Source organism: Enterobacter cloacae complex sp. SYL001 (assembly GCF_049237025.1).
GTDB classification, from domain to species: domain Bacteria; phylum Pseudomonadota; class Gammaproteobacteria; order Enterobacterales; family Enterobacteriaceae; genus Enterobacter; species Enterobacter intestinihominis.
This window is the reverse complement of sequence record NZ_JBMKJI010000003.1, coordinates 103753-125185: the sequence shown is the minus strand read 5'-3', so window position 1 is coordinate 125185 and position 21433 is coordinate 103753. Positions and strand designations below refer to the sequence as shown.

The following is a 21433-nucleotide window of genomic DNA, read 5'->3' as shown; positions in this document are numbered from 1 at the left end:
CATGGCAGATTACCAGGGCAAAAAAGTCGTTATCATCGGGTTGGGCCTTACCGGCCTCTCCTGCGTGGACTTTTTCCTTGCGCGTGGCGTGACGCCGCGCGTGATGGATACGCGCGTCTCTCCGCCGGGTCTGGACAAGCTGCCGGAGCAGGTTGAACGCCACCTGGGTGGTCTGAATGATGAGTGGCTGCTGGTCGCCGATCTGATTGTTGCCAGCCCGGGCATGGCGCTGGCGCATCCTTCGCTGAGTGCCGCGGCGGATGCAGGCGTTGAGATTGTTGGCGATATCGAACTGTTCTGCCGGGAGGCTCAGGCCCCGATCGTTGCCATTACCGGTTCAAACGGTAAAAGCACCGTCACCACCCTGGTGGGTGAGATGGCGAAAGCGGCGGGCAAAAATGTCGGCGTGGGCGGTAATATTGGCCTGCCCGCGTTGATGCTGCTCGATAAAGGGTGTGAGCTGTTTGTACTTGAGCTTTCCAGCTTCCAGCTGGAAACCACTTCAAGCCTGCATGCGGCGGCGGCGACGATCCTTAATGTTACCGAAGATCATATGGACAGATACCCGTTCGGCTTGCAGCAGTACCGCGCGGCCAAGCTGCGTGTCTATGAAAATGCCAAAGTCTGCGTGGTGAATGCCGATGATGCACTCACCATGCCGGTGCGTGGCGCAGACGATCGCTGCATTAGCTTCGGTATTAACATGGGTGACTATCACCTTAACCGCCAGCAGGGCGAAACCTGGCTGCGGGTGAAAGGTGAGAAGGTGCTGAACGTGAAAGAGATGATGCTCTCCGGCCAGCATAACTACACCAACGCGCTGGCGGCGCTGGCGCTAGCGGATGCCGTTGGCCTGCCGCGATCTTCAAGCCTGAAGGCGCTGACCACCTTTACCGGCCTGGCTCACCGTTTTCAGCTGGCGCTGGAACACAACGGCGTACGCTGGATTAACGATTCCAAAGCGACCAATGTGGGTAGCACCGAGGCGGCATTGAACGGTCTGCACGTTGAAGGCACACTGCATCTGCTGCTGGGCGGCGACGGTAAATCAGCCGATTTCTCCTCGCTGAAGCAGTTCCTCAACGGTGACAACGTGCGCCTTTATTGCTTTGGCCGCGATGGCAGTGAGCTTGCGGCGTTGCGTCCTGAGGTCGCCGAACAAACCGAGACCATGGAACAGGCGATGCGCCTTATCGCCCCCCGCGTGAAGCCCGGCGATATGGTGCTGCTCTCGCCAGCCTGTGCCAGCCTCGATCAATTTAAGAATTTCGAACAGCGGGGCGATGTCTTTACCCGCCTGGCGAAGGAGTTAGGCTGATGCGTTTATCTCTCCCTCGCCTGAAAATGCCGCGTCTGCCAGGGTTTGGTATCCTGGTATGGCTGTTTACGGCGCTGAAAGGCTGGGTGATGGCTTCACGGGATAAAGATTCCGACAGCCTGATTATGTACGACCGCACGCTGTTCTGGCTCACGCTGGGGCTGGCAGCGACCGGCTTTATTATGGTCACCTCGGCGTCGATGCCTGTCGGACAGCGTCTGGCAAACGATCCGTTCCTGTTTGCCAAGCGTGACGGGCTGTACATCATTCTCGCGTTCTGCCTGGCGATGATCACCTTACGCCTGCCGATGTCGTTCTGGCAGCGGCACAGTACGGCCATGCTTATCGCCTCAATCATCATGCTGTTGATCGTTCTGGTCGTCGGGAGCTCCGTTAACGGGGCATCACGCTGGATCGCCTTTGGTCCGCTGCGTATTCAGCCTGCAGAGTTCACCAAGCTTTCGTTGTTCTGCTACCTGGCAAACTACCTGGTGCGTAAAGTCGACGAAGTTCGTAACAACCTGCGCGGTTTCTTAAAACCGATGGGCGTGATTCTGGTGCTTGCGATCCTGCTGCTGGCGCAGCCCGACCTCGGTACGGTAGTCGTACTGTTTGTCACTACGCTGGCGATGCTGTTCCTGGCGGGAGCAAAACTGTGGCAGTTCATTGCCATCATCGGGATGGGGATTTCGGCGGTGGTGCTGCTGATCCTCGCCGAACCATACCGTATCCGCCGTGTGACCTCGTTCTGGAACCCATGGGAGGATCCGTTCGGCAGCGGTTATCAGCTGACACAGTCGCTGATGGCGTTTGGCCGCGGCGAAGTCTGGGGCCAAGGCCTGGGCAACTCGGTGCAAAAACTGGAGTATTTACCGGAGGCGCATACCGACTTCATCTTCTCCATTATTGGGGAAGAACTGGGTTATATCGGTGTGGTATTGGCGCTATTAATGGTATTCTTCGTCGCTTTCCGCGCCATGTCGATTGGCCGTAAAGCGCTGGAGATCGATCACCGCTTCTCCGGTTTCCTGGCCTGCTCAATTGGTATCTGGTTTAGCTTCCAGGCACTGGTAAACGTTGGGGCCGCAGCGGGTATGCTGCCGACCAAAGGTCTGACGTTGCCGTTGATCAGTTATGGTGGTTCGAGTCTGTTGATCATGTCGACGGCCATCATGTTTTTGTTACGCATAGATTATGAAACGCGTCTGGAGAAAGCTCAGGCGTTTACACGAGGTTCACGATGAATCAACCGAAGCGGTTAATGGTGATGGCAGGCGGGACCGGCGGACACGTGTTCCCGGGACTGGCGGTTGCGCACCATTTAATGGAACAGGGCTGGCAGGTACGCTGGCTGGGAACCGCAGACCGCATGGAAGCCGACCTTGTACCTAAACACGGTATCGAGATCGACTTTATTCGTATTTCTGGCCTTCGTGGCAAAGGGATCAAGGCGCTGCTGCTGGCGCCGGTGCGCATTTTCAATGCCTGGCGTCAGGCGCGCGACATTATGAAGCGCTTTAAGCCTGACGTCGTTCTGGGCATGGGCGGCTACGTTTCCGGTCCGGGAGGACTGGCGGCGTGGTCACTGGGCATCCCTGTTGTTCTGCATGAGCAGAACGGTATTGCCGGGTTGACCAACAAATGGCTGGCAAAAATCGCCACCAAAGTTATGCAGGCCTTCCCTGGGGCATTCCCGAAAGCGGATGTCGTAGGGAATCCGGTGCGTGTGGACGTGCTGGCGCTGCCGCTGCCAGATACGCGTCTGGCGGGTCGCGAAGGGCCGGTGCGCGTGCTGGTTGTCGGCGGTTCACAGGGCGCACGTATTTTAAACCAGACGATGCCACAGGTTGCGACAAAACTGGGTGATGCGGTGACCATCTGGCACCAGAGCGGGAAGGGCGCTCAGCAGAGCGTTGAGCAGGCCTACGCGCAGGAAGGTCAGCCGCAGCATAAAGTGACTGAATTTATTGATGATATGGCCGCAGCCTATGCCTGGGCCGATGTCGTGGTCTGTCGTTCGGGTGCGCTGACGGTGAGCGAAATCGCCGCCGCCGGTTTGCCAGCGCTGTTTGTGCCGTTCCAGCACAAAGACCGCCAGCAGTACTGGAATGCGCTGCCGCTTGAGAAAGCGGGTGCCGCGAAGATTTTTGAGCAGCCACAATTTACCGCTGATGCGGTCGCCACTACCCTGGCGGGCTGGAACCGGGATGTATTACTGGAGATGGCGCAACGCGCACGCGCGACCGCTATCCAGGATGCAACGGAACGGGTGGCAAAAGAAGTGAGCCTGGCAGCCCAGGCATAATTCTCGCAGCGCGTGTTGCGCTGCACGATTTTTTTGAAGTAGTCGATGGCGTTTAGAGAATGAATACACAACAACTGGCAAAACTGCGTTCTATCGTGCCCGAGATGCGTCGCGTCCGGCACATTCACTTTGTCGGCATCGGTGGTGCTGGCATGGGCGGTATTGCCGAAGTGTTAGCTAACGAAGGCTATCAGATCAGCGGGTCTGACCTGGCGCCAAACCCTGTTACGCAGCAGTTGGCGTCGCTGGGGGCGACTATCTATTTCAATCATCGCCCGGAAAATGTGAGCGATGCGAGCGTGGTTGTAGTGTCCAGCGCGATCTCCGCGGATAACCCGGAAATCGTTGCGGCGCATGAGGCGCGCATTCCGGTGATCCGTCGCGCGGAAATGCTGGCGGAACTGATGCGTTTCCGTCACGGCATTGCGGTGGCCGGTACGCACGGTAAAACCACAACAACAGCGATGGTCTCCAGCATTTATGCGGAAGCGGGTCTCGACCCAACGTTCGTTAACGGTGGTCTGGTAAAAGCCGCTGGCGTGCATGCGCGTCTGGGCCACAGCCGTTATCTGATTGCGGAAGCGGATGAAAGCGACGCGTCGTTCCTGCATTTGCAGCCGATGGTGGCTATCGTCACCAATATCGAAGCTGACCATATGGATACCTACCAGGGCGACTTCGAGAACTTAAAGCAGACCTTTATTAACTTCCTGCACAACCTGCCGTTCTATGGCCGTGCGGTGATGTGCGTGGATGACCCGGTGATCCGCGAGCTGCTGCCGCGCGTCGGGCGTCAAATTACCACCTACGGCTTCAGCGAAGACGCTGATGTACGCGTGGAAGATTATAAGCAGATTGGTGCGCAGGGACATTTCACCCTGGCACGCCAGGATAAAGAGCTCCTGCATGTCACCCTGAACGCGCCGGGACGTCACAATGCCCTGAATGCGGCGGCGGCGGTGGCTGTTGCAACGGAAGAAGGCATTGATGATGAGGCGATCCTGCGCGCGCTGGAAAGCTTCCAGGGAACGGGCCGTCGCTTCGACTTCCTGGGTGAGTTCCCACTGGAGCCAGTAAACGGTAAGCCAGGTTCTGCGATGCTGGTCGATGACTACGGTCACCATCCGACGGAGGTGGACGCAACCATCAAAGCGGCACGCGCGGGTTGGCCGGAAAAGAATCTGGTCATGATCTTCCAGCCGCACCGTTACACACGTACCCGCGATCTGTATGACGATTTTGCCAACGTCCTTTCGCAGGTCGATACCCTGCTGATGCTGGATGTTTATGCCGCGGGTGAAGCGCCGATTCCGGGCGCGGACAGTCGGTCTTTATGTCGTACCATCCGCGGACGCGGTAAAGTGGACCCTATCCTGGTCCCCGACCCGGCGCAGGTAGCTGAAATGCTTGCCCCGGTCCTGACGGGTAACGATCTCATCCTGATTCAGGGTGCGGGAAATATCGGCAAAATCGCCCGTACCTTAGCTGAAATCAAACTGAAGCCGCAAACTCAGGAGGACGAGCGTCATGGCTGATAAGATTGCTGTCCTGTTTGGCGGCACTTCCGCCGAACGCGAGGTTTCTCTGAATTCGGGCGCTGCCGTGCTGGCGGGCCTGCGTGAAGGTGGTGTGGACGCGCATCCGGTTGATCCGAAAGAGGTGGACGTTACGCAGCTGAAAGCGATGGGCTTCGATAAAGCCTTTATCGCGTTGCATGGCCGCGGCGGTGAAGACGGCACGTTGCAGGGGCTGCTGGAGCTGATCGGTATGCCGTACACCGGCAGCGGCGTGATGGCATCCGCCATCTCCATGGATAAACTGCGCAGCAAACTGCTGTGGCAGGGGGCGGGTCTGCCCGTTGCGCCATGGGTTGCACTGACGCGCCGTGAATTTGAATTGGGCTTGTCGGACAGCGTTAATACACGCATTGCGGCACTGGGCTTACCGGTTATTGTGAAGCCTAGCCGTGAAGGGTCGAGCGTGGGAATGTCCAAAGTTGATAAAGCTGTAGATTTGGCTGACGCTTTAGCTCTGGCATTTCAACATGATGAAGAAGTTCTGATTGAAAAATGGCTTAGCGGGCCGGAATTTACCGTCGCGATGCTTGGTGAAGAAATTTTACCGTCAATACGCATCCAACCCGCCGGAGTCTTCTATGATTATGAGGCGAAGTATCTCTCTGATGAGACGCAATATTTCTGCCCAGCTGGCCTTGAAGCACAACGTGAAGCGGAATTACAGTCTCTGGTGCTTAAAGCCTGGAATGTTTTGGGATGCCGAGGCTGGGGACGAATTGATGTGATGCTTGACGGTGATGGGCAATTTTATCTGCTGGAAGCAAACACGTCTCCGGGTATGACCAGCCATAGCCTTGTGCCGATGGCGGCGCGTCAGGCGGGAATGAGCTTCTCGCAATTAGTCGTACGTATTTTGGACCAGGCGGGCTGATATGTCTCAGGCTGCGTTGAACACGCGCAACCGCGATGACGAAGAAGAATATTCTTCTTCGCGCCGGAGTAATGGAACGCGTCTTGCAGGGATTATCTTCCTGCTCGGGGTGCTGTGCACCGTGTTTATCAGCGGCTGGATGGTGCTGGGCTGGATGGAAGACGCACAGCGGTTGCCGCTGTCGAAGCTGGTAGTGACCGGAGAGCGTCACTACACGCGTAACGATGACATTCGCCAGTCAATTCTGGCGCTGGGGTCGCCTGGCACCTTTATGACGCAGGACGTCAACATTATCCAGAGTCAGATTGAACGTCTGCCGTGGATAAAACAGGCGAGTGTCAGAAAGCAATGGCCTGATGAATTGAAGATTCATCTGGTTGAATATGTGCCGATTGCGCGTTGGAATGATCAGCATATGGTTGACGTAGACGGAAATTCGTTCAGCGTCCCGAGCGATCGTGTCAACAAGCAGAATTTACCGATGTTGTATGGCCCGGAAGGCAGCGAAAACGAAGTATTGCAGGGTTTTCGTGAGATGGGGCAGGTGCTGGCTAAGGATCGCTTTACGTTAAAAGATGCTGCGATGACGGCGCGCCGTTCCTGGCAGCTGACCTTAACGAATGGCATTAAGCTCAATCTTGGCCGCGGCGACACAATGAAACGTCTGGCGCGTTTTGTAGAACTTTACCCGGTTTTACAGCAGCAGGCGCAGACGGATGGCAAACGGATAAGCTACGTTGATTTGCGCTATGACTCAGGCGCAGCAGTCGGTTGGGAGCCGGCTCCGGTCGAGGAACCTAATCAGCAACAAAATCAGGCACAGGTACAGGCAGAACAACAATGATCAAGTCGACGGACAGAAAATTGGTAGTAGGACTGGAGATTGGCACCGCGAAGGTTGCCGCTTTGGTAGGGGAAGTTCTGCCCGACGGTATGGTCAATATCATTGGCGTGGGCAGCTGCCCTTCCCGTGGTATGGATAAAGGTGGGGTAAACGACCTTGAGTCGGTGGTGAAATGCGTTCAGCGCGCCATCGACCAGGCTGAATTGATGGCAGATTGCCAGATTTCCTCTGTCTATCTGGCTCTTTCTGGTAAGCACATCAGCTGCCAGAATGAAATCGGTATGGTGCCGATTTCTGAAGAAGAAGTGACGCAGGAAGACGTTGAGAACGTTGTCCACACGGCGAAATCTGTGCGTGTTCGCGACGAGCACCGTGTGCTGCATGTGATCCCGCAAGAATACGCGATCGACTACCAGGAAGGTATCAAGAATCCGGTCGGTCTGTCGGGCGTACGTATGCAGGCAAAAGTGCACCTGATCACATGTCACAACGATATGGCGAAGAACATTGTAAAAGCCGTTGAACGTTGTGGCCTGAAAGTTGACCAACTAATTTTCGCCGGACTTGCCGCGAGCTATTCCGTGCTGACCGAAGACGAACGTGAACTGGGCGTCTGTGTGGTCGATATTGGTGGTGGTACAATGGACATGGCTGTCTATACCGGCGGTGCGTTGCGCCACACCAAAGTGATCCCGTACGCCGGGAATGTGGTGACCAGCGATATCGCTTACGCCTTTGGTACGCCACCGAGCGATGCAGAGGCGATTAAAGTGCGCCACGGTTGCGCGCTGGGCTCTATCGTCGGCAAAGACGAGAGCGTTGAAGTGCCGAGCGTAGGCGGTCGACCGCCGCGCAGCCTGCAACGCCAGACGCTGGCAGAGGTAATTGAGCCGCGTTATACCGAGCTGCTCAACCTGGTCAACGAAGAGATTTTGCAGTTACAGGAACAGCTTCGCCAGCAGGGTGTGAAACATCATCTCGCGGCGGGGATTGTATTAACCGGCGGGGCAGCGCAAATTGAAGGTCTTGCGGCCTGCGCTCAGCGCGTGTTCCATACGCAGGTGCGTATCGGTGCGCCGCTGAATATCACCGGTTTAACGGATTATGCCCAGGAGCCGTACTATTCAACGGCGGTGGGCCTGCTGCACTACGGGAAAGAGTCCCATTTAAGTGGTGAGGCAGAGGTGGAAAAACGCGTCTCGGTGGGGTCGTGGGTCAAACGACTTAACACCTGGCTGCGAAAAGAATTTTAATTTTTTTAAGAGACCGGAGAGAATTAGCGGTCTCGGGCGACAGGCACAACGGAGAGAGAGATTATGTTTGAACCTATGGAATTAACCAACGACGCGGTGATTAAAGTCATCGGCGTCGGTGGCGGCGGCGGTAACGCCGTAGAACACATGGTGCGCGAGCGCATCGAAGGTGTTGAATTCTTCGCGGTGAACACCGATGCGCAGGCACTGCGTAAAACGGCTGTTGGCCAGACGATTCAGATCGGTGGTGGCATCACTAAAGGTCTGGGAGCAGGGGCTAACCCGGAAGTGGGCCGCAACGCGGCTGAAGAAGATCGTGAAGCGCTGCGCGCTGCACTGGACGGTGCAGACATGGTCTTCATCGCAGCGGGTATGGGCGGCGGTACAGGTACCGGTGCAGCACCCGTTGTGGCGGAAGTCGCTAAAGATTTAGGTATTCTGACCGTTGCTGTCGTGACCAAGCCTTTCAACTTTGAAGGTAAGAAGCGTATGGCTTTCGCGGAGCAGGGTATCACCGAGCTGTCCAAGCATGTGGACTCTCTGATTACCATCCCGAACGACAAGCTGCTGAAAGTGCTGGGTCGCGGTATCTCTCTGCTGGACGCCTTTGGCGCGGCAAACGACGTGCTGAAAGGCGCGGTTCAGGGTATCGCTGAACTGATTACCCGTCCTGGCCTGATGAACGTCGACTTTGCAGACGTTCGCACCGTGATGTCCGAGATGGGCTACGCGATGATGGGCTCTGGCGTGGCGAGCGGTGAAGACCGTGCGGAAGAAGCCGCTGAAATGGCGATCTCTTCTCCACTGCTGGAAGATATCGATCTGTCTGGCGCGCGCGGCGTGCTGGTCAACATTACCGCTGGCTTTGACCTGCGTCTGGATGAGTTCGAAACCGTGGGTAACACCATCCGTGCATTCGCCTCTGACAACGCGACCGTTGTTATCGGTACGTCCCTTGACCCGGAAATGAACGACGAACTGCGTGTGACTGTTGTGGCCACCGGTATCGGTATGGACAAGCGTCCTGAGATCACCCTCGTGACCAACAAACAGACTCAGCAGCCGGTGATGGATCGTTACCAGCAGCACGGTATGTCGCCTCTGACTCAGGAGCAAAAACCGGCTGCGAAAGTGGTGAACGACCCGACTCCACAAACGGCAAAAGAGCCAGATTATCTGGATATCCCGGCGTTCCTGCGTAAGCAAGCTGACTAAGAATTGGCTGGAATTTGGGGATTTGCGCTCTTTGTGCTAAACTGGCCCACCGTTAGTGATATACACTCTCGGTTGGATAGTTAATTTGGCGAGATTATACGATGATCAAACAAAGGACACTTAAACGTATCGTTCAGGCGACGGGTGTCGGTTTACATACCGGCAAGAAAGTCACACTGACGTTACGCCCTGCGCCGGCCAATACCGGGGTCATCTATCGTCGCACCGACTTGAATCCACCGGTAGATTTTCCGGCCGATGCCAAATCTGTGCGTGATACTATGCTCTGTACTTGTCTGGTGAACGAGCATGACGTGCGGATTTCTACCGTAGAGCACCTGAACGCCGCCCTGGCGGGTCTGGGTATCGACAACATTATGGTTGAAGTCGATGCGCCAGAAATCCCGATCATGGACGGGAGTGCTGCTCCGTTCGTTTATTTGTTGCTGGATGCCGGCATCGAAGAACTGAACTGCGCGAAGAAATTTGTTCGCATTAAAGAGACCGTTCGCGTCGAAGATGGCGACAAATGGGCTGAATTCAAACCGTACAATGGTTTCTCGTTGGACTTCACCATCGATTTTAACCATCCGGCGATTGACTCCAGCACCCAGCGCTATGCGATGAACTTCTCTGCGGATGCGTTCATGCGTCAGATCAGCCGAGCACGTACCTTCGGCTTTATGCGTGATATCGAATATCTGCAATCCCGCGGCCTGTGCCTGGGCGGCAGCTTCGATTGTGCCATCGTTGTTGACGATTATCGCGTACTGAACGAAGACGGTCTGCGTTTTGAAGATGAATTTGTTCGTCACAAAATGCTGGACGCGATCGGCGACCTCTTCATGTGTGGTCACAACATCATTGGTGCCTTTACCGCGTTTAAATCCGGTCATGCACTGAACAACAAACTGTTGCAGGCCGTCCTGGCAAAACAGGAAGCCTGGGAATATGTGACCTTCGAAGACGAAGCTGAACTGCCGCTGGCGTTCAAAGCCCCGACTATGGTCCTGGCGTAACGGTTAAAGCCGTTTCGTAAGAAAAGCGACTGGTTCACCTGGTACTCTCTCCGACCAGGGAAGCCAGTCGTTTTTATTTCTGCCCTTTCTGGATTTGTCTCTCTCACCCCTGGCCTATGTTGGGTGCCAAATAACGGTGTGTTCGCTGCATTAATGACCGTTTTTACCTGCTGCAAGGTGTCATTCCTGCTGTCGTGTATTGGCTTTAGTGGTAATATCTGGGCGCTAAAAAAGAATAACTGAACTCAGCCTGCACTGGCGGGCGAACGTGGTGGAGCAAGTGAGCGGAATACTGACGCGCTGGCGACAATTTGGCAGACGTTACTTCTGGCCGCATCTCTTATTGGGGATGGTCGCGGCGAGTCTCGGCTTGCCTGTGCTCAGCAACAGCGCAGACGCGGCAACGCCAGCACGATCCACGACGACCAAACACGATCTCACCACGCGGGTTAACTTCACTAATCTCGCATGGCTTGAAGCCAACCGTCGTCCCAATTTCTCCGTTGATTACTGGCAGCAACACGCGATTCGCACGGTTATTCGCCATCTGTCGTTCGCGATGGCGCCGCAGACGATGCCTGTTGCTGAAGAAACGCTGCCGGTCCAGGCTCAGCACCTTGCTCTGCTCGATACGCTCAATGCGCTTCTGACGCAGGACAACCAGCCGCCTGTGACCGTGAGTCAGACGGCGCAAACTGCTTTTGTTTCCCCCGCATCCTTCTCTGTTTCGACCTGGATTAGCCAGGTTCACGGCATCCGTGCCGGGCCTCAACGCCTCAGCTAAATTAACCCTTTTTCAATACCTTAATTTATCTGCCCGACTGGGGCGTTTGAGAATTTATTATGCTAATCAAATTATTAACCAAAGTTTTTGGTAGTCGTAACGATCGTACCCTGCGCCGCATGCGCAAAGCTGTGAACGTCATCAACGGTATGGAACCGGCGATGGAGAAGCTCTCTGATGATGAACTGAAAGCAAAAACCGCGGAGTTCCGTGCGCGTCTTGAGAAAGGCGAAACCTTAGAAAGCCTGATCCCGGAAGCCTTTGCCGTAGTACGTGAGGCCAGTAAACGCGTGTTCGGCATGCGTCACTTCGACGTGCAGCTGCTGGGCGGGATGGTGCTCAACGAGCGCTGCATCGCGGAAATGCGTACCGGTGAAGGTAAAACCCTGACTGCAACGCTGCCGGCTTACCTGAATGCGCTGACGGGTAAGGGCGTTCACGTTGTTACCGTCAACGACTATCTGGCGCAGCGCGACGCCGAAAATAACCGTCCACTGTTCGAATTCCTCGGCATGACCGTGGGCATTAACATGTCCGGCCTGCCGGCACCTGCCAAGCGTGAAGCGTATAACGCGGACATCACTTACGGCACCAACAACGAATACGGCTTCGACTACCTGCGTGACAACATGGCGTTCAGCCCTGAAGAGCGCGTCCAGCGTAAACTGCACTATGCGCTGGTGGATGAGGTTGACTCCATTCTGATCGATGAAGCGCGTACCCCGCTGATCATCTCCGGCCCGGCCGAAGACAGCTCCGAGATGTACCGTAAAGTCGACAAAATCATTCCACACCTGCTGCGTCAGGAGAAAGAAGACTCCGATACTTTCCAGGGTGAAGGTCACTTCTCCGTGGATGAAAAAGCGCGTCAGGTCAACCTGACCGAACGCGGCCTGGTGAAAATCGAAGAGCTGCTGGTGGCTGAAGGCATTATGGAAGAGGGCGAGTCTCTGTACTCCCCGAGCAACATTATGCTGATGCACCACGTAACGGCTGCACTGCGCGCGCACGCCCTGTTCACCCGCGACGTTGACTACATCGTTAAAGACGGTGAAGTCATCATCGTCGATGAGCACACCGGTCGTACCATGCAGGGACGTCGCTGGTCCGATGGTCTGCACCAGGCCGTGGAAGCGAAAGAAGGCGTGGATATTCAGAACGAAAACCAGACGCTGGCCTCCATCACCTTCCAGAACTACTTCCGTCTGTACGAGAAGCTGGCGGGGATGACCGGTACCGCAGATACCGAAGCGTTTGAGTTTAGCTCCATCTATAAGCTGGATACCGTGGTAGTACCAACCAACCGTCCAATGATCCGTAAGGATATGCCGGACCTGGTATACATGACCGAAGCGGAAAAAATCCAGGCGATCATCGAAGATATTCGCGATCGTACCGCGAAGGGCCAGCCGGTTCTGGTGGGGACCATCTCCATCGAGAAATCTGAAGTGGTGTCTAACGAGCTGACCAAGGCGGGCATCAAGCACAACGTGCTGAACGCCAAGTTCCACGCTAAAGAAGCAGATATCGTTGCGCAGGCGGGTTACCCGGCTGCCGTAACCATCGCTACCAACATGGCGGGTCGTGGTACCGATATTATGCTCGGCGGTAGCTGGCAGGCCGAAGTGGCCGAGCTGGAAAACCCAACCCCGGAGCAAATCGCGCAGATCAAAGCCGACTGGCAGGTGCGTCACGACGCGGTGCTGGCATCCGGTGGTCTGCACATCATTGGTACCGAGCGTCATGAATCTCGTCGTATCGATAACCAGCTGCGCGGTCGTGCGGGCCGTCAGGGTGATGCCGGTTCTTCCCGTTTCTATCTGTCTATGGAAGATGCGCTGATGCGTATTTTTGCCTCTGACCGTGTGTCCGGCATGATGCGTAAACTGGGCATGAAACCTGGCGAAGCGATCGAGCACCCGTGGGTTACCAAAGCGATTGCCAACGCCCAGCGTAAAGTAGAAAGCCGCAACTTCGATATTCGTAAGCAGCTGCTGGAATATGATGACGTTGCCAACGACCAGCGTCGTGCGATTTATACCCAGCGTAACGAACTGCTGGACGTGTCCGACGTGAGCGAAACCATCAACAGCATTCGCGAAGATGTGTTCAAAGCCACTATCGACGCGCACATTCCACCGCAGTCTCTGGAAGAGATGTGGGATATCGAAGGCCTGCAGGAACGTCTGAAAAACGACTTCGACCTCGAACTGCCAATCAAAGAGTGGCTGGACAAAGAGCCTGAGCTGCACGAAGAGACCCTGCGCGAGCGTATCTACGAAACCGCGCTGGACGTCTACAAGCGTAAGGAAGAAGTGGTTGGCGCTGAGATGATGCGTCACTTCGAGAAAGGCGTAATGTTGCAGACCCTGGACTCCCTGTGGAAAGAGCACCTGGCGGCAATGGACTACCTGCGTCAGGGTATCCACCTGCGTGGTTATGCGCAGAAAGATCCGAAGCAGGAGTACAAGCGTGAATCCTTCTCCATGTTTGCTGCCATGCTGGAGTCGCTGAAGTATGAAGTCATCAGCACTCTGAGCAAAGTTCAGGTGCGTATGCCGGAAGAAGTGGAAGCGATGGAGCAGCAGCGTCGTGAAGAAGCTGAGCGTCTGGCACAGATGCAGCAGCTGAGTCATCAGACCGATGAGAGCGAAGCCGCAGCGGCAATCGCAGCGCAGACGGGCGATCGTAAAGTCGGTCGTAACGATCCGTGCCCATGCGGTTCCGGCAAAAAATACAAGGCGTGCCACGGCCGCCTGAGCTAAGAACATAACAAACCGAAAAGGCGCAGATATCTGCGCCTTTTTTATGGACGTGACATGATGAAAACACTGCAAATTGCTGTCGGGATCATTCGCAACCCGCAAAACCAGATCTTCATTACCCAACGTGCCGCCGATGCGCATATGGCCAACAAATGGGAATTCCCCGGCGGAAAAATCGAATCAGGTGAAACGCCGGAGCAGGCGCTGGTGCGTGAGCTTCAGGAAGAGGTGGGGATCACCCCGCATGGCGCAACGCTGTTCGATAAGCTGGAGTACCAGTTTCCGGACAGGCACATCACGCTGTGGTTCTGGCTGGTGGAAAACTGGGAAGGTGAGCCATGGGGAAAAGAGGGGCAGCCGGGTAACTGGATTGAGCTTCAGGCCAGCGATGCGGAAAAATTCCCGCCTGCCAATGAGCCTGTGATCCTCCGGCTGGTCGCACAACCGTAGGCCTGCTAAGCGAAGCGCCAGCAGGCTTTAAATGTTACTGCTGGTTTTCGCTCCAGTCATCGCTATCCGAGAGATCGCCTTCGCTCGGAATGCGTTTCTCTTCCGCCGCCCATTCGCCCAGGTCTATAAGTTGACAGCGTTTGCAGCAGAATGGGCGAAATGGACTCACTTCTCCCCAGACGACAGTTTTCCCACAGGTTGGGCAGTTTACGGTGGTTACGTCAGACATCGGCACTCCTTAACAACAGGCCAGTTCAAAATCGAGGCGTTCCGGCACGGTGCCATGCTCACTGTCCAGCGGCATAAAGCGGATCGCGAAACGGCTTTTATGTCCGGAAATTTGCGGGTAAAGCTGCTCGCCAAGAGAGAGATTCAAACGCAGAAGATCGGCGTCGTCGCCGTTATCCTGATAAAAACCGTTGAGACTGGTCTGCTTGCGGAACGGGGCAGAGTTACGCACAAGATCGAGGATCAGGGATAACGTTTGATTCATCGGCTCCAGACTGCCCATCCAGCTGTTCACCTGGCGATCGCGCTGTTCCTGCGGCATGTGCAGCCACATATGCAGCGTTGGAAGGTCAAAGCTACAGCAACCGCCCGGTATGCTCAGACGCTGACGCACCAGCGCAATCAGACGGTCCTCGCGTAAAAATTGTCCAACGCGCGGCGCGGCCATCAGCGTCGCGCTGCTGTTTTTTAGCTGCTGGCGTAAAGCGTCAATTCGACTTTGATCTACGCCCGGTACTTCGGCCCAGGCCTGTAATTTACGCTGCTGGCGCTCCAGCTCTTTCAACAGCTCAGTGCGGACATCGCCGCGTTCAATCACATCCAGCAGATCGCCCACGTTGCGGAAAAAATGCAGCGCGGTGGCATGATCGTTGACGGGCAGATGTTGTGAAAGTTGTTGAATAAGAAATTCTATGCGTAGCCAGGTACGCATTTTTTCGTTAAGCGGATGCTCAAAAAGGATATGAGTCGACATTATGGTTTTTCCTGTGCAACGGCCTGCGCGGCGAAGGTCAGATACTTCGCGTGCAGACGAGCAACATCCGATGCAATGGCATCTGGTGCGCCGTTATTATCAATAACATCATCCGCAACGGCGAGGCGCGCTTCGCGCGTGGCCTGTGCGGCAAGAATTTGTTCAGCATGCTCGCGTGAAACATGGTCACGCGCCATGGTTCTCTGGATTTGCGTTTCGCGGGAAACGTCAATCACCAGCGTTCTGTCCGCCTTATTCTGTAGCTGATTTTCCACCAGTAACGGGATCACCCACAACACATAGGGCGAACTGGCTGCGGCAATCTGACGCTGAGTTTCATGGTGGATAATGGGGTGGAGCAGGGCATTAAGCCAGGCTTTTTCCGCCGGATCGGAAAATATGCACTCACGCAGCTGCCGACGATTCAGGGTGCCGTCAGCCTGTATCACACGGCGACCAAAATGCGCTTCGATGGCGTTTAAGGCGGGTGTATTGGGTTCTACCACCTGACGGGCAATGATATCGGCGTCGATAATCGTGATGCCGAGACGAGCAAACGCGTGCGCAACGGTGCTTTTACCACTACCGATGCCGCCGGTTAATGCGACGATATACCCCATTAAATCAGATCCTGGGAATTATTCAGTTTTAAAATCAGTTGCTTAAAATTCAAACTTACAACAGCCAATGTTTAGCTCTCTTTACCCGCTTTTTACCAGGTAAATTTATAGGATTGTAGCGTAAAAAAAGAGAATTTCGCAGTCTTGCGGAGCAGGTATTAGTGCGTATGATAGCGTCACTGGAGTTGTGCTTTTAATATATTTGCCTCTAACCCCAGGAATCCGCACATGCGTATCGAAGAAGATCTGAAGTTAGGTTTCAAAGACGTTCTTATCCGCCCTAAACGCTCTACACTGAAAAGTCGCTCAGACGTTGAACTCGAACGTCAATTCACCTTTAAGCATTCCGGTCAGACGTGGTCTGGCGTGCCGATTATCGCGGCCAACATGGACACCGTCGGGACCTTCGAGATGGCGACCGCGCTGGCGCAATTCGACATCCTTACTGCGGTACATAAACACTACAGCCCTGAGGAGTGGAATGCGTTTGTCGCCTCCGCCTCGGCTGACGTGGTGAAGCATGTGATGGTCTCGACCGGTACGTCTGATGCAGATTTCGAGAAAACCAAACAGATCCTGAACGCCAATCCGGCGCTGAATTTTGTCTGCATTGACGTGGCAAATGGTTATTCCGAGCATTTCGTCCAGTTCGTCAGCAAGGCGCGTGAAGCCTGGCCAACCAAAACCATCATCGCGGGCAACGTGGTGACCGGTGAAATGTGTGAAGAGCTGATCCTCTCCGGGGCCGACATTGTGAAAGTAGGCATTGGCCCGGGGTCCGTTTGCACCACGCGCGTGAAAACCGGTGTGGGTTATCCGCAGCTGTCTGCGGTAATTGAATGCGCTGACGCCGCGCACGGTCTGGGCGGCCAGATCATCAGCGACGGTGGCTGCACCATGCCAGGCGATGTGGCGAAAGCCTTCGGCGGCGGCGCGGACTTCGTGATGCTCGGTGGCATGCTGGCCGGCCACGAAGAGAGCGGCGGTACCGTGGTGGAAGAGAACGGTGAGAAATTCATGCTGTTCTACGGAATGAGCTCTGAATCTGCGATGACCCGTCACGTGGGTGGTGTCGCGAAATACCGTGCGGCGGAAGGCAAAACCGTTAAGCTGCCACTTCGCGGCCCGGTCGAAAACACGGCGCGCGATATCCTCGGCGGTCTGCGTTCTGCCTGCACCTACGTTGGGGCTTCCCGCCTGAAAGAGCTGACGAAACGCACGACGTTTATCCGCGTTCAGGAGCAGGAAAACCGCGTATTTAATAGCCTCTGACGGCTACGGCTGGCGCGCGTCCGTGCGCCAGCATTACCCCGCGCTCATTGCGTCCCCCAGATGGAAAATTGGCAGATACATCGCCACCACCAGCGTGCCAATAATCAGACCTGTCACGACCAGTAGCAAAGGCTCAAGAAGCGCCGCCAGATTGTCTGCCTGCTGAAATGTCTGTTCCGTATGATGGCGGGCCAGATTCATCAGCATCACATCCAGTGAACCCGATACTTCTCCGGTGCGAATGAGCTGAATACACAGTGGCGTAAAAACAGAGGCCTTCTGGAAGGAGGACCACACGGGCATCCCCTGTTCGATATCGCTGCGTATCTCACGGAGTTTCTCCTGCCAGTAGCCACTCTCAACGGTCTCCTCCACACTCTCCACTCCTTGTAAAAAGGCAATCCCGGCCTGCTGGGTTAATGACAGCACTGTAAAAATTTGCCCCAGTTTTTGCCCACGCATCAGCGTGCCCATCACCGGTACGTGTAATAAGACATACTGCCAGCGCGGATGCCGCCGCAGCTTACAGGCGATGACAACCATTGCCACGAGCAGGGCCAAAAGAGTGAGGATATGCGCCTGAACCAGGGCCGCCAGCCCCATGACTGCCTCCGTGAGCAAAGGGAGCGGGGTGTTGAACGTTTTGTAGATTGCAGCAAACTCAGGCAACACCAGTGTGACCATCGCCAGCACCACGAAAACGGCCAGCGTCAGGATGATCAGCGGATAGCGCAGCGCTTTCTTCACCTTTGCACTGAGCTGCTGCTGGGATTTTTGCTGCAGCGCAAGCTGACGGCAGCAGGCTTCGAGCTTACCCGTCAGCTCACCCGTCTTCACCATCGAGACATAAAGGGGGCTAAACACCTCTGGCCATTTCTTCATGGCCTCTGACAGGGCGCAACCTTCGCTCAGGTCATCAGCAAGACTGTGCAGCAGCGCCTGCCAGTGCTTCAAAGGATGCTGTTCCGCCAGCATGTGCAGGCTTTGGGACAGCGTAAGTCCGGCCTGTAGCAGCGTGGCGAGCTGGCGAAAAATATCGTAGCAGTGCTGCACCTGCCATCGGTGGCGCTGCTGGCAGCGTTTTAGCGCCAGCGGGTGCAGCTGTTTAAGCACCAGAGCCGTGTAAGCTGCGTTACGGTCGATGGCCCAGAGGGTGCCGGTTTGCACCTCCCCCTCGGTGGTCAGGGCACGCCAGCGCCAGAGCGAATTAGCAGCCATCGGGCATTCCCAGGACGCGCAACAACTCTTCGAGCGTGGTCAGCCCTTGCTCCACGGCCATGCAGCCGTGCTCAAACAAAGAGGTCATTCCCGCCTGACGAGCGCTGGACCCAATCACCTCCGTGCTTGCTCCGCTGGCGATGGCCTGCCGCAGCGTGTCGTCGATGACGAGCACTTCAAAAATGGCTACGCGACCATAAAAACCGTGGTAGCAGCGCTCGCAACCGGTGGGTTGCCAGCGAGGAAGCGGCCGGGGCCACAGCGTGCGAGGTAATTCGGTGTGGCGGTTGGCTTCCTGTCGGCAGTACGGGCATAAACGACGCACCAGCCGCTGGGCAATCACCATCGAGAGCGCCGAAGAGATCATCCAGCGCGCGACGCCCATCTGTTGCAACCGTACCAGCGTTTCAGTCGTCGAATTAGTATGAAGGGTGGACAGCACCAGATGCCCGGTTTGCGCCGCCTTAATGGCAATTTCTGCCGTTTCGCCGTCACGAATTTCACCCACCATAATGATGTCAGGATCCTGCCTGAGCAGGGCACGCAGCACGCTCTGGAAGGTCAGCCCCGCGCGCGGATTAATCTGCGTCTGGTTTAAGCCTGCAAGCGGGATTTCAACGGGATCTTCCACGCTGCAAATATTAACGTCAGGGGTATTTCGCGCCTGTAACGCGCTGTACAGCGTCACCGTTTTCCCACTACCGGTCGGGCCGGTGACCAGAATCAACCCCTGAGGGCTGTTAAGCGCCCCGGCAAAACGGGCCTGCTGGTCTGCACTCATCCCCAGCAGTTCAAGCTCCAGTGCCTGCTGCACCTGGTGAAGCAGACGAAGCACGATTTTTTCTCCACCGCTACAGGGAAGGGTTGCGATACGAAAAGAGACGGGGACGCTTGCCAGCTCCACCGTAAACTGACCGTCCTGCGGCAGGCGGCGCTCCGCAATATCCAGTTGGCCCAGCACCTTCAGGCGTGCGGCAAGCGTCGTACCGAGGGCGGCGGAAACCGGCGGTTGCGGGTAGAGCACACCGTCGATTCGCAAACGGATCTGGTAGCCGTGCTCCGTCGGTTCAATATGGATGTCAGAAGCCCGCTGGTTCACTGCCTGCTGCAACGTTGTACTGAGCACGTCAGCGGCTGAGTTTGGCACTATTCCCGGCAGGTGTGATGATGAGAGGGACTGAAGCCGTTTTTCCATCCGTTCGGCCGTCCAGCACTCAATATCAATACGTTTCTGCGTGGCGAAGCGTAACGCTTCCATCAGCTCAGAGGCAGGATTACCCACCACCGCAATGCTGATCATCTCGGTGTCGCTTGCGAGTAGCAGTGCGTGATGGCGCTGACAGAGCGTCATAAGCTGTTCGGTGTTCATTGTCCACTCCTGTCAGTTGTTGTCGAAGCGGAAAACATCTTCACAGGCTTGTCTGAGCGCCGTGTCGGACGCAATGTTGCAGGCACGCGTCCAGCCCGTCATACCGTTACCGTCGCTCCAGATCGGTGTCATGAGCACTTCAAGTCCGTTAAGGCTTTCCTGCCCTGTTAACGATACGACCCCCTTCGCCACGCTCATCGCTGAAACGTAACGCGTGGTAGTCGGGGAGGGGATGCCATTGGTTCCTGCGTCGCAGCGATCCACACCACCACGATCCAGGGCGCAAAGCTCAATAGCGGTGCGGTAGGGAATGAACGTTTGAAGCATATCGGTGAGCGCTGCTTTTCGCAGGTAGTTCTGATAGGCCGGGATGCCAATCGCGCTCAGGATGGCAATAATGCCAATGACCACCATTAGCTCAATCAGGGTAAATCCTTGTTGTCTGTTCATATCTGCTCCTTACGTTAAGTGGCGCTACTGTGGCAGTACCGGCGCGCAGAAACGAGGGGCAAAAGCGCGAACGTGAAAGGGCTTTCAGGGAAATGATTCAGTGTTGCAGAGAAGGACAGCGTAATTGCGAGCGGTTTCGTATTTCCCCTCTCCGGGCGGAGAGGGGAAGATCAGTTATTTGAAGCGCATCGAGAGGTCCAGGGCACGTACGTGCTTGGTCAGGGCGCCAACGGAGATATAATCGACGCCGGTTTCAGCAAATTCGCGGAGGGTGTCGAACGTCACGTTGCCGGACACCTCAAGCTGCGCCTGGCCGTTTGTGCGTTTGACCGCTTCACGCATCTGCTCCGTGTCGAAGTTATCGAGCATGATGATGTCAGCCCCCGCTTTAATGGCCTCGTCCAGCTCATCCAGCGTTTCCACTTCCACTTCGACCGGCACATCCGGATGCAGCCAGAAGGCTTTTTCCACGGCCTGACGTACCGAGCCAGAGGCAATAATGTGGTTCTCTTTGATCAGGAAGGCATCGGATAGCCCCAGACGATGGTTGGCGCCACCGCCGCAGAGCACGGCGTATTTCAGCGCGGTGCGCAGGCCCGGCAGGGTTTTACGGGTATCCAGCAGCTGCGTGCGGGTGCCTGCCAGCAGGTCAACGTAGCGGCGTACTTCACTGGCAACGCCAGAGAGCGTTTGCACAAAATTGAGCGCGGTGCGTTCACCGGTCAGCAAGACGCGGGACGGGCCGTCCAGCTCGAACAGTGGCTGATTTGCCGTGACCGCATCACCGTCCTCAACGTGCCATGTTACCTGCACCTCGTCGCCCGCCAGCTGGGTAAAGACCTCCTCAACCCAGCGTTTGCCGCAGAAAACCCCCGCTTCGCGGGTGATGACTACCGCGTGCGACCGTGTCTCTTTTGGCAACAATTGGGCGGTAATATCGTTATCGGCGCTGACGTCACCGCCGAGGTCTTCTCTCAGGGCATGGGCAACGCTTGCCGGGATATCACTATTAATACGTTCCAGAAGCGCGTCACGTCGGTGGTCGGGGTTATAGCGGCGAGGCGGCATGATAAAACTCCAAATTGGTAACGAATCATAATATTGAAACATGCTACTCTGAA

20 protein-coding genes are annotated in these 21433 nt (G+C 55.9%); 13 read left to right on the top strand and 7 right to left on the bottom strand.

The window, feature by feature from the left end; genetic code table 11:
- The first annotated feature begins 1 nt into the window (after window position 1).
- From murD to mutT, 12 genes are all read left to right on the top strand, one after another.
- A complete protein-coding gene (gene murD, locus ACOTZP_RS05435; RefSeq protein WP_058645808.1) occupies window positions 2-1318 on the top strand; it encodes a UDP-N-acetylmuramoyl-L-alanine--D-glutamate ligase in 1317 nt (438 codons plus the stop codon).
- Window positions 1318-2562 carry a cell division protein FtsW gene (ftsW, locus tag ACOTZP_RS05430; protein ID WP_022647044.1) on the top strand — a complete coding sequence of 415 codons (1245 nt, stop codon included), beginning with the start codon at window positions 1318-1320 and terminating at the stop codon, window positions 2560-2562. Before murD ends, ftsW begins: the two co-directional genes overlap by 1 nt.
- Window positions 2559-3623 carry an undecaprenyldiphospho-muramoylpentapeptide beta-N-acetylglucosaminyltransferase gene (gene murG, locus ACOTZP_RS05425; RefSeq protein WP_271074958.1) on the top strand — a complete coding sequence of 355 codons (1065 nt, stop codon included), beginning with the start codon at window positions 2559-2561 and terminating at the stop codon, window positions 3621-3623. Before ftsW ends, murG begins: the two co-directional genes overlap by 4 nt.
- A 59-nt stretch (window positions 3624-3682) precedes the next feature.
- Window positions 3683-5158, top strand: coding sequence for a UDP-N-acetylmuramate--L-alanine ligase (murC, locus tag ACOTZP_RS05420; protein WP_023299323.1), 1476 nt, complete (start codon window positions 3683-3685; stop codon window positions 5156-5158).
- On the top strand, window positions 5151-6071 hold the full coding sequence (locus ACOTZP_RS05415; protein WP_023330111.1) for a D-alanine--D-alanine ligase: 921 nt from the start codon (window positions 5151-5153) through the stop codon (window positions 6069-6071). Before murC ends, ACOTZP_RS05415 begins: the two co-directional genes overlap by 8 nt.
- A gap of 1 nt (window position 6072) precedes the next feature.
- Window positions 6073-6915, top strand: a complete 843-nt coding sequence (gene ftsQ, locus ACOTZP_RS05410; RefSeq protein ID WP_003856342.1) for a cell division protein FtsQ — start codon at window positions 6073-6075, stop codon at window positions 6913-6915.
- A complete protein-coding gene (gene ftsA, locus ACOTZP_RS05405; RefSeq protein WP_003856340.1) occupies window positions 6912-8168 on the top strand; it encodes a cell division protein FtsA in 1257 nt (418 codons plus the stop codon). Before ftsQ ends, ftsA begins: the two co-directional genes overlap by 4 nt.
- 63 nt (window positions 8169-8231) lie before the next feature.
- On the top strand, window positions 8232-9383 hold the full coding sequence (gene ftsZ, locus ACOTZP_RS05400; RefSeq protein ID WP_022647048.1) for a cell division protein FtsZ: 1152 nt from the start codon (window positions 8232-8234) through the stop codon (window positions 9381-9383).
- A gap of 101 nt (window positions 9384-9484) precedes the next feature.
- Window positions 9485-10402 (top strand): UDP-3-O-acyl-N-acetylglucosamine deacetylase, encoded by a 918-nt coding sequence (gene lpxC, locus ACOTZP_RS05395; protein ID WP_003856337.1) that lies wholly within the window; start codon window positions 9485-9487, stop codon window positions 10400-10402.
- 280 nt (window positions 10403-10682) lie between these two features.
- Window positions 10683-11186 (top strand): secA translation cis-regulator SecM, encoded by a 504-nt coding sequence (gene secM / locus ACOTZP_RS05390; protein WP_032621757.1) that lies wholly within the window; start codon window positions 10683-10685, stop codon window positions 11184-11186.
- A gap of 59 nt (window positions 11187-11245) precedes the next feature.
- Entirely contained in the window at window positions 11246-13951 is a 2706-nt protein-coding gene (gene secA / locus ACOTZP_RS05385; protein ID WP_022647050.1) for a preprotein translocase subunit SecA, read from the top strand.
- 57 nt (window positions 13952-14008) lie between these two features.
- Window positions 14009-14401 (top strand): 8-oxo-dGTP diphosphatase MutT, encoded by a 393-nt coding sequence (mutT, locus tag ACOTZP_RS05380; RefSeq protein ID WP_032625594.1) that lies wholly within the window; start codon window positions 14009-14011, stop codon window positions 14399-14401.
- 34 nt (window positions 14402-14435) lie between these two features.
- Here the strand turns inward: mutT and yacG are convergent, their stop codons facing one another.
- Genes yacG through coaE form a run of 3 tightly spaced genes read right to left on the bottom strand, consistent with a single transcriptional unit; the run spans window position 14436 to window position 16003 of the window.
- A complete protein-coding gene (yacG, locus tag ACOTZP_RS05375; RefSeq protein WP_003856332.1) occupies window positions 14436-14630 on the bottom strand; it encodes a DNA gyrase inhibitor YacG in 195 nt (64 codons plus the stop codon).
- 9 nt (window positions 14631-14639) lie between these two features.
- Entirely contained in the window at window positions 14640-15383 is a 744-nt protein-coding gene (gene zapD / locus ACOTZP_RS05370; protein ID WP_063146424.1) for a cell division protein ZapD, read from the bottom strand.
- The gene (gene coaE / locus ACOTZP_RS05365; protein WP_038415344.1) at window positions 15383-16003 is read right to left on the bottom strand and encodes a dephospho-CoA kinase; all 621 of its coding nucleotides are present in this window, start codon (window positions 16001-16003) and stop codon (window positions 15383-15385) included. Before coaE ends, zapD begins: the two co-directional genes overlap by 1 nt.
- Before the next feature lie 228 nt (window positions 16004-16231).
- Between coaE and ACOTZP_RS05360 the strand changes: the two genes are divergently transcribed.
- Window positions 16232-17275, top strand: coding sequence for a GMP reductase (locus ACOTZP_RS05360; RefSeq protein ID WP_022647054.1), 1044 nt, complete (start codon window positions 16232-16234; stop codon window positions 17273-17275).
- A gap of 33 nt (window positions 17276-17308) precedes the next feature.
- Here ACOTZP_RS05360 and hofC read toward each other — a convergent pair whose 3' ends face one another.
- The 4 genes from hofC to nadC form a co-directional block, all read right to left on the bottom strand.
- Window positions 17309-18493, bottom strand: a complete 1185-nt coding sequence (gene hofC, locus ACOTZP_RS05355; RefSeq protein WP_271074957.1) for a protein transport protein HofC — start codon at window positions 18491-18493, stop codon at window positions 17309-17311.
- Window positions 18483-19862: a type II secretion system protein GspE gene (gene gspE / locus ACOTZP_RS05350; protein WP_241512322.1), complete on the bottom strand. Its 1380-nt coding sequence runs from the start codon at window positions 19860-19862 to the stop codon at window positions 18483-18485. The genes hofC and gspE overlap by 11 nt, the downstream gene beginning before the upstream one ends.
- 12 nt (window positions 19863-19874) lie before the next feature.
- The gene (gene ppdD, locus ACOTZP_RS05345; protein ID WP_023299332.1) at window positions 19875-20312 is read right to left on the bottom strand and encodes a prepilin peptidase-dependent pilin; all 438 of its coding nucleotides are present in this window, start codon (window positions 20310-20312) and stop codon (window positions 19875-19877) included.
- 174 nt (window positions 20313-20486) lie between these two features.
- On the bottom strand, window positions 20487-21380 hold the full coding sequence (gene nadC, locus ACOTZP_RS05340; RefSeq protein ID WP_022647058.1) for a carboxylating nicotinate-nucleotide diphosphorylase: 894 nt from the start codon (window positions 21378-21380) through the stop codon (window positions 20487-20489).
- Window positions 21381-21433: the final 53 nt, after the last annotated feature.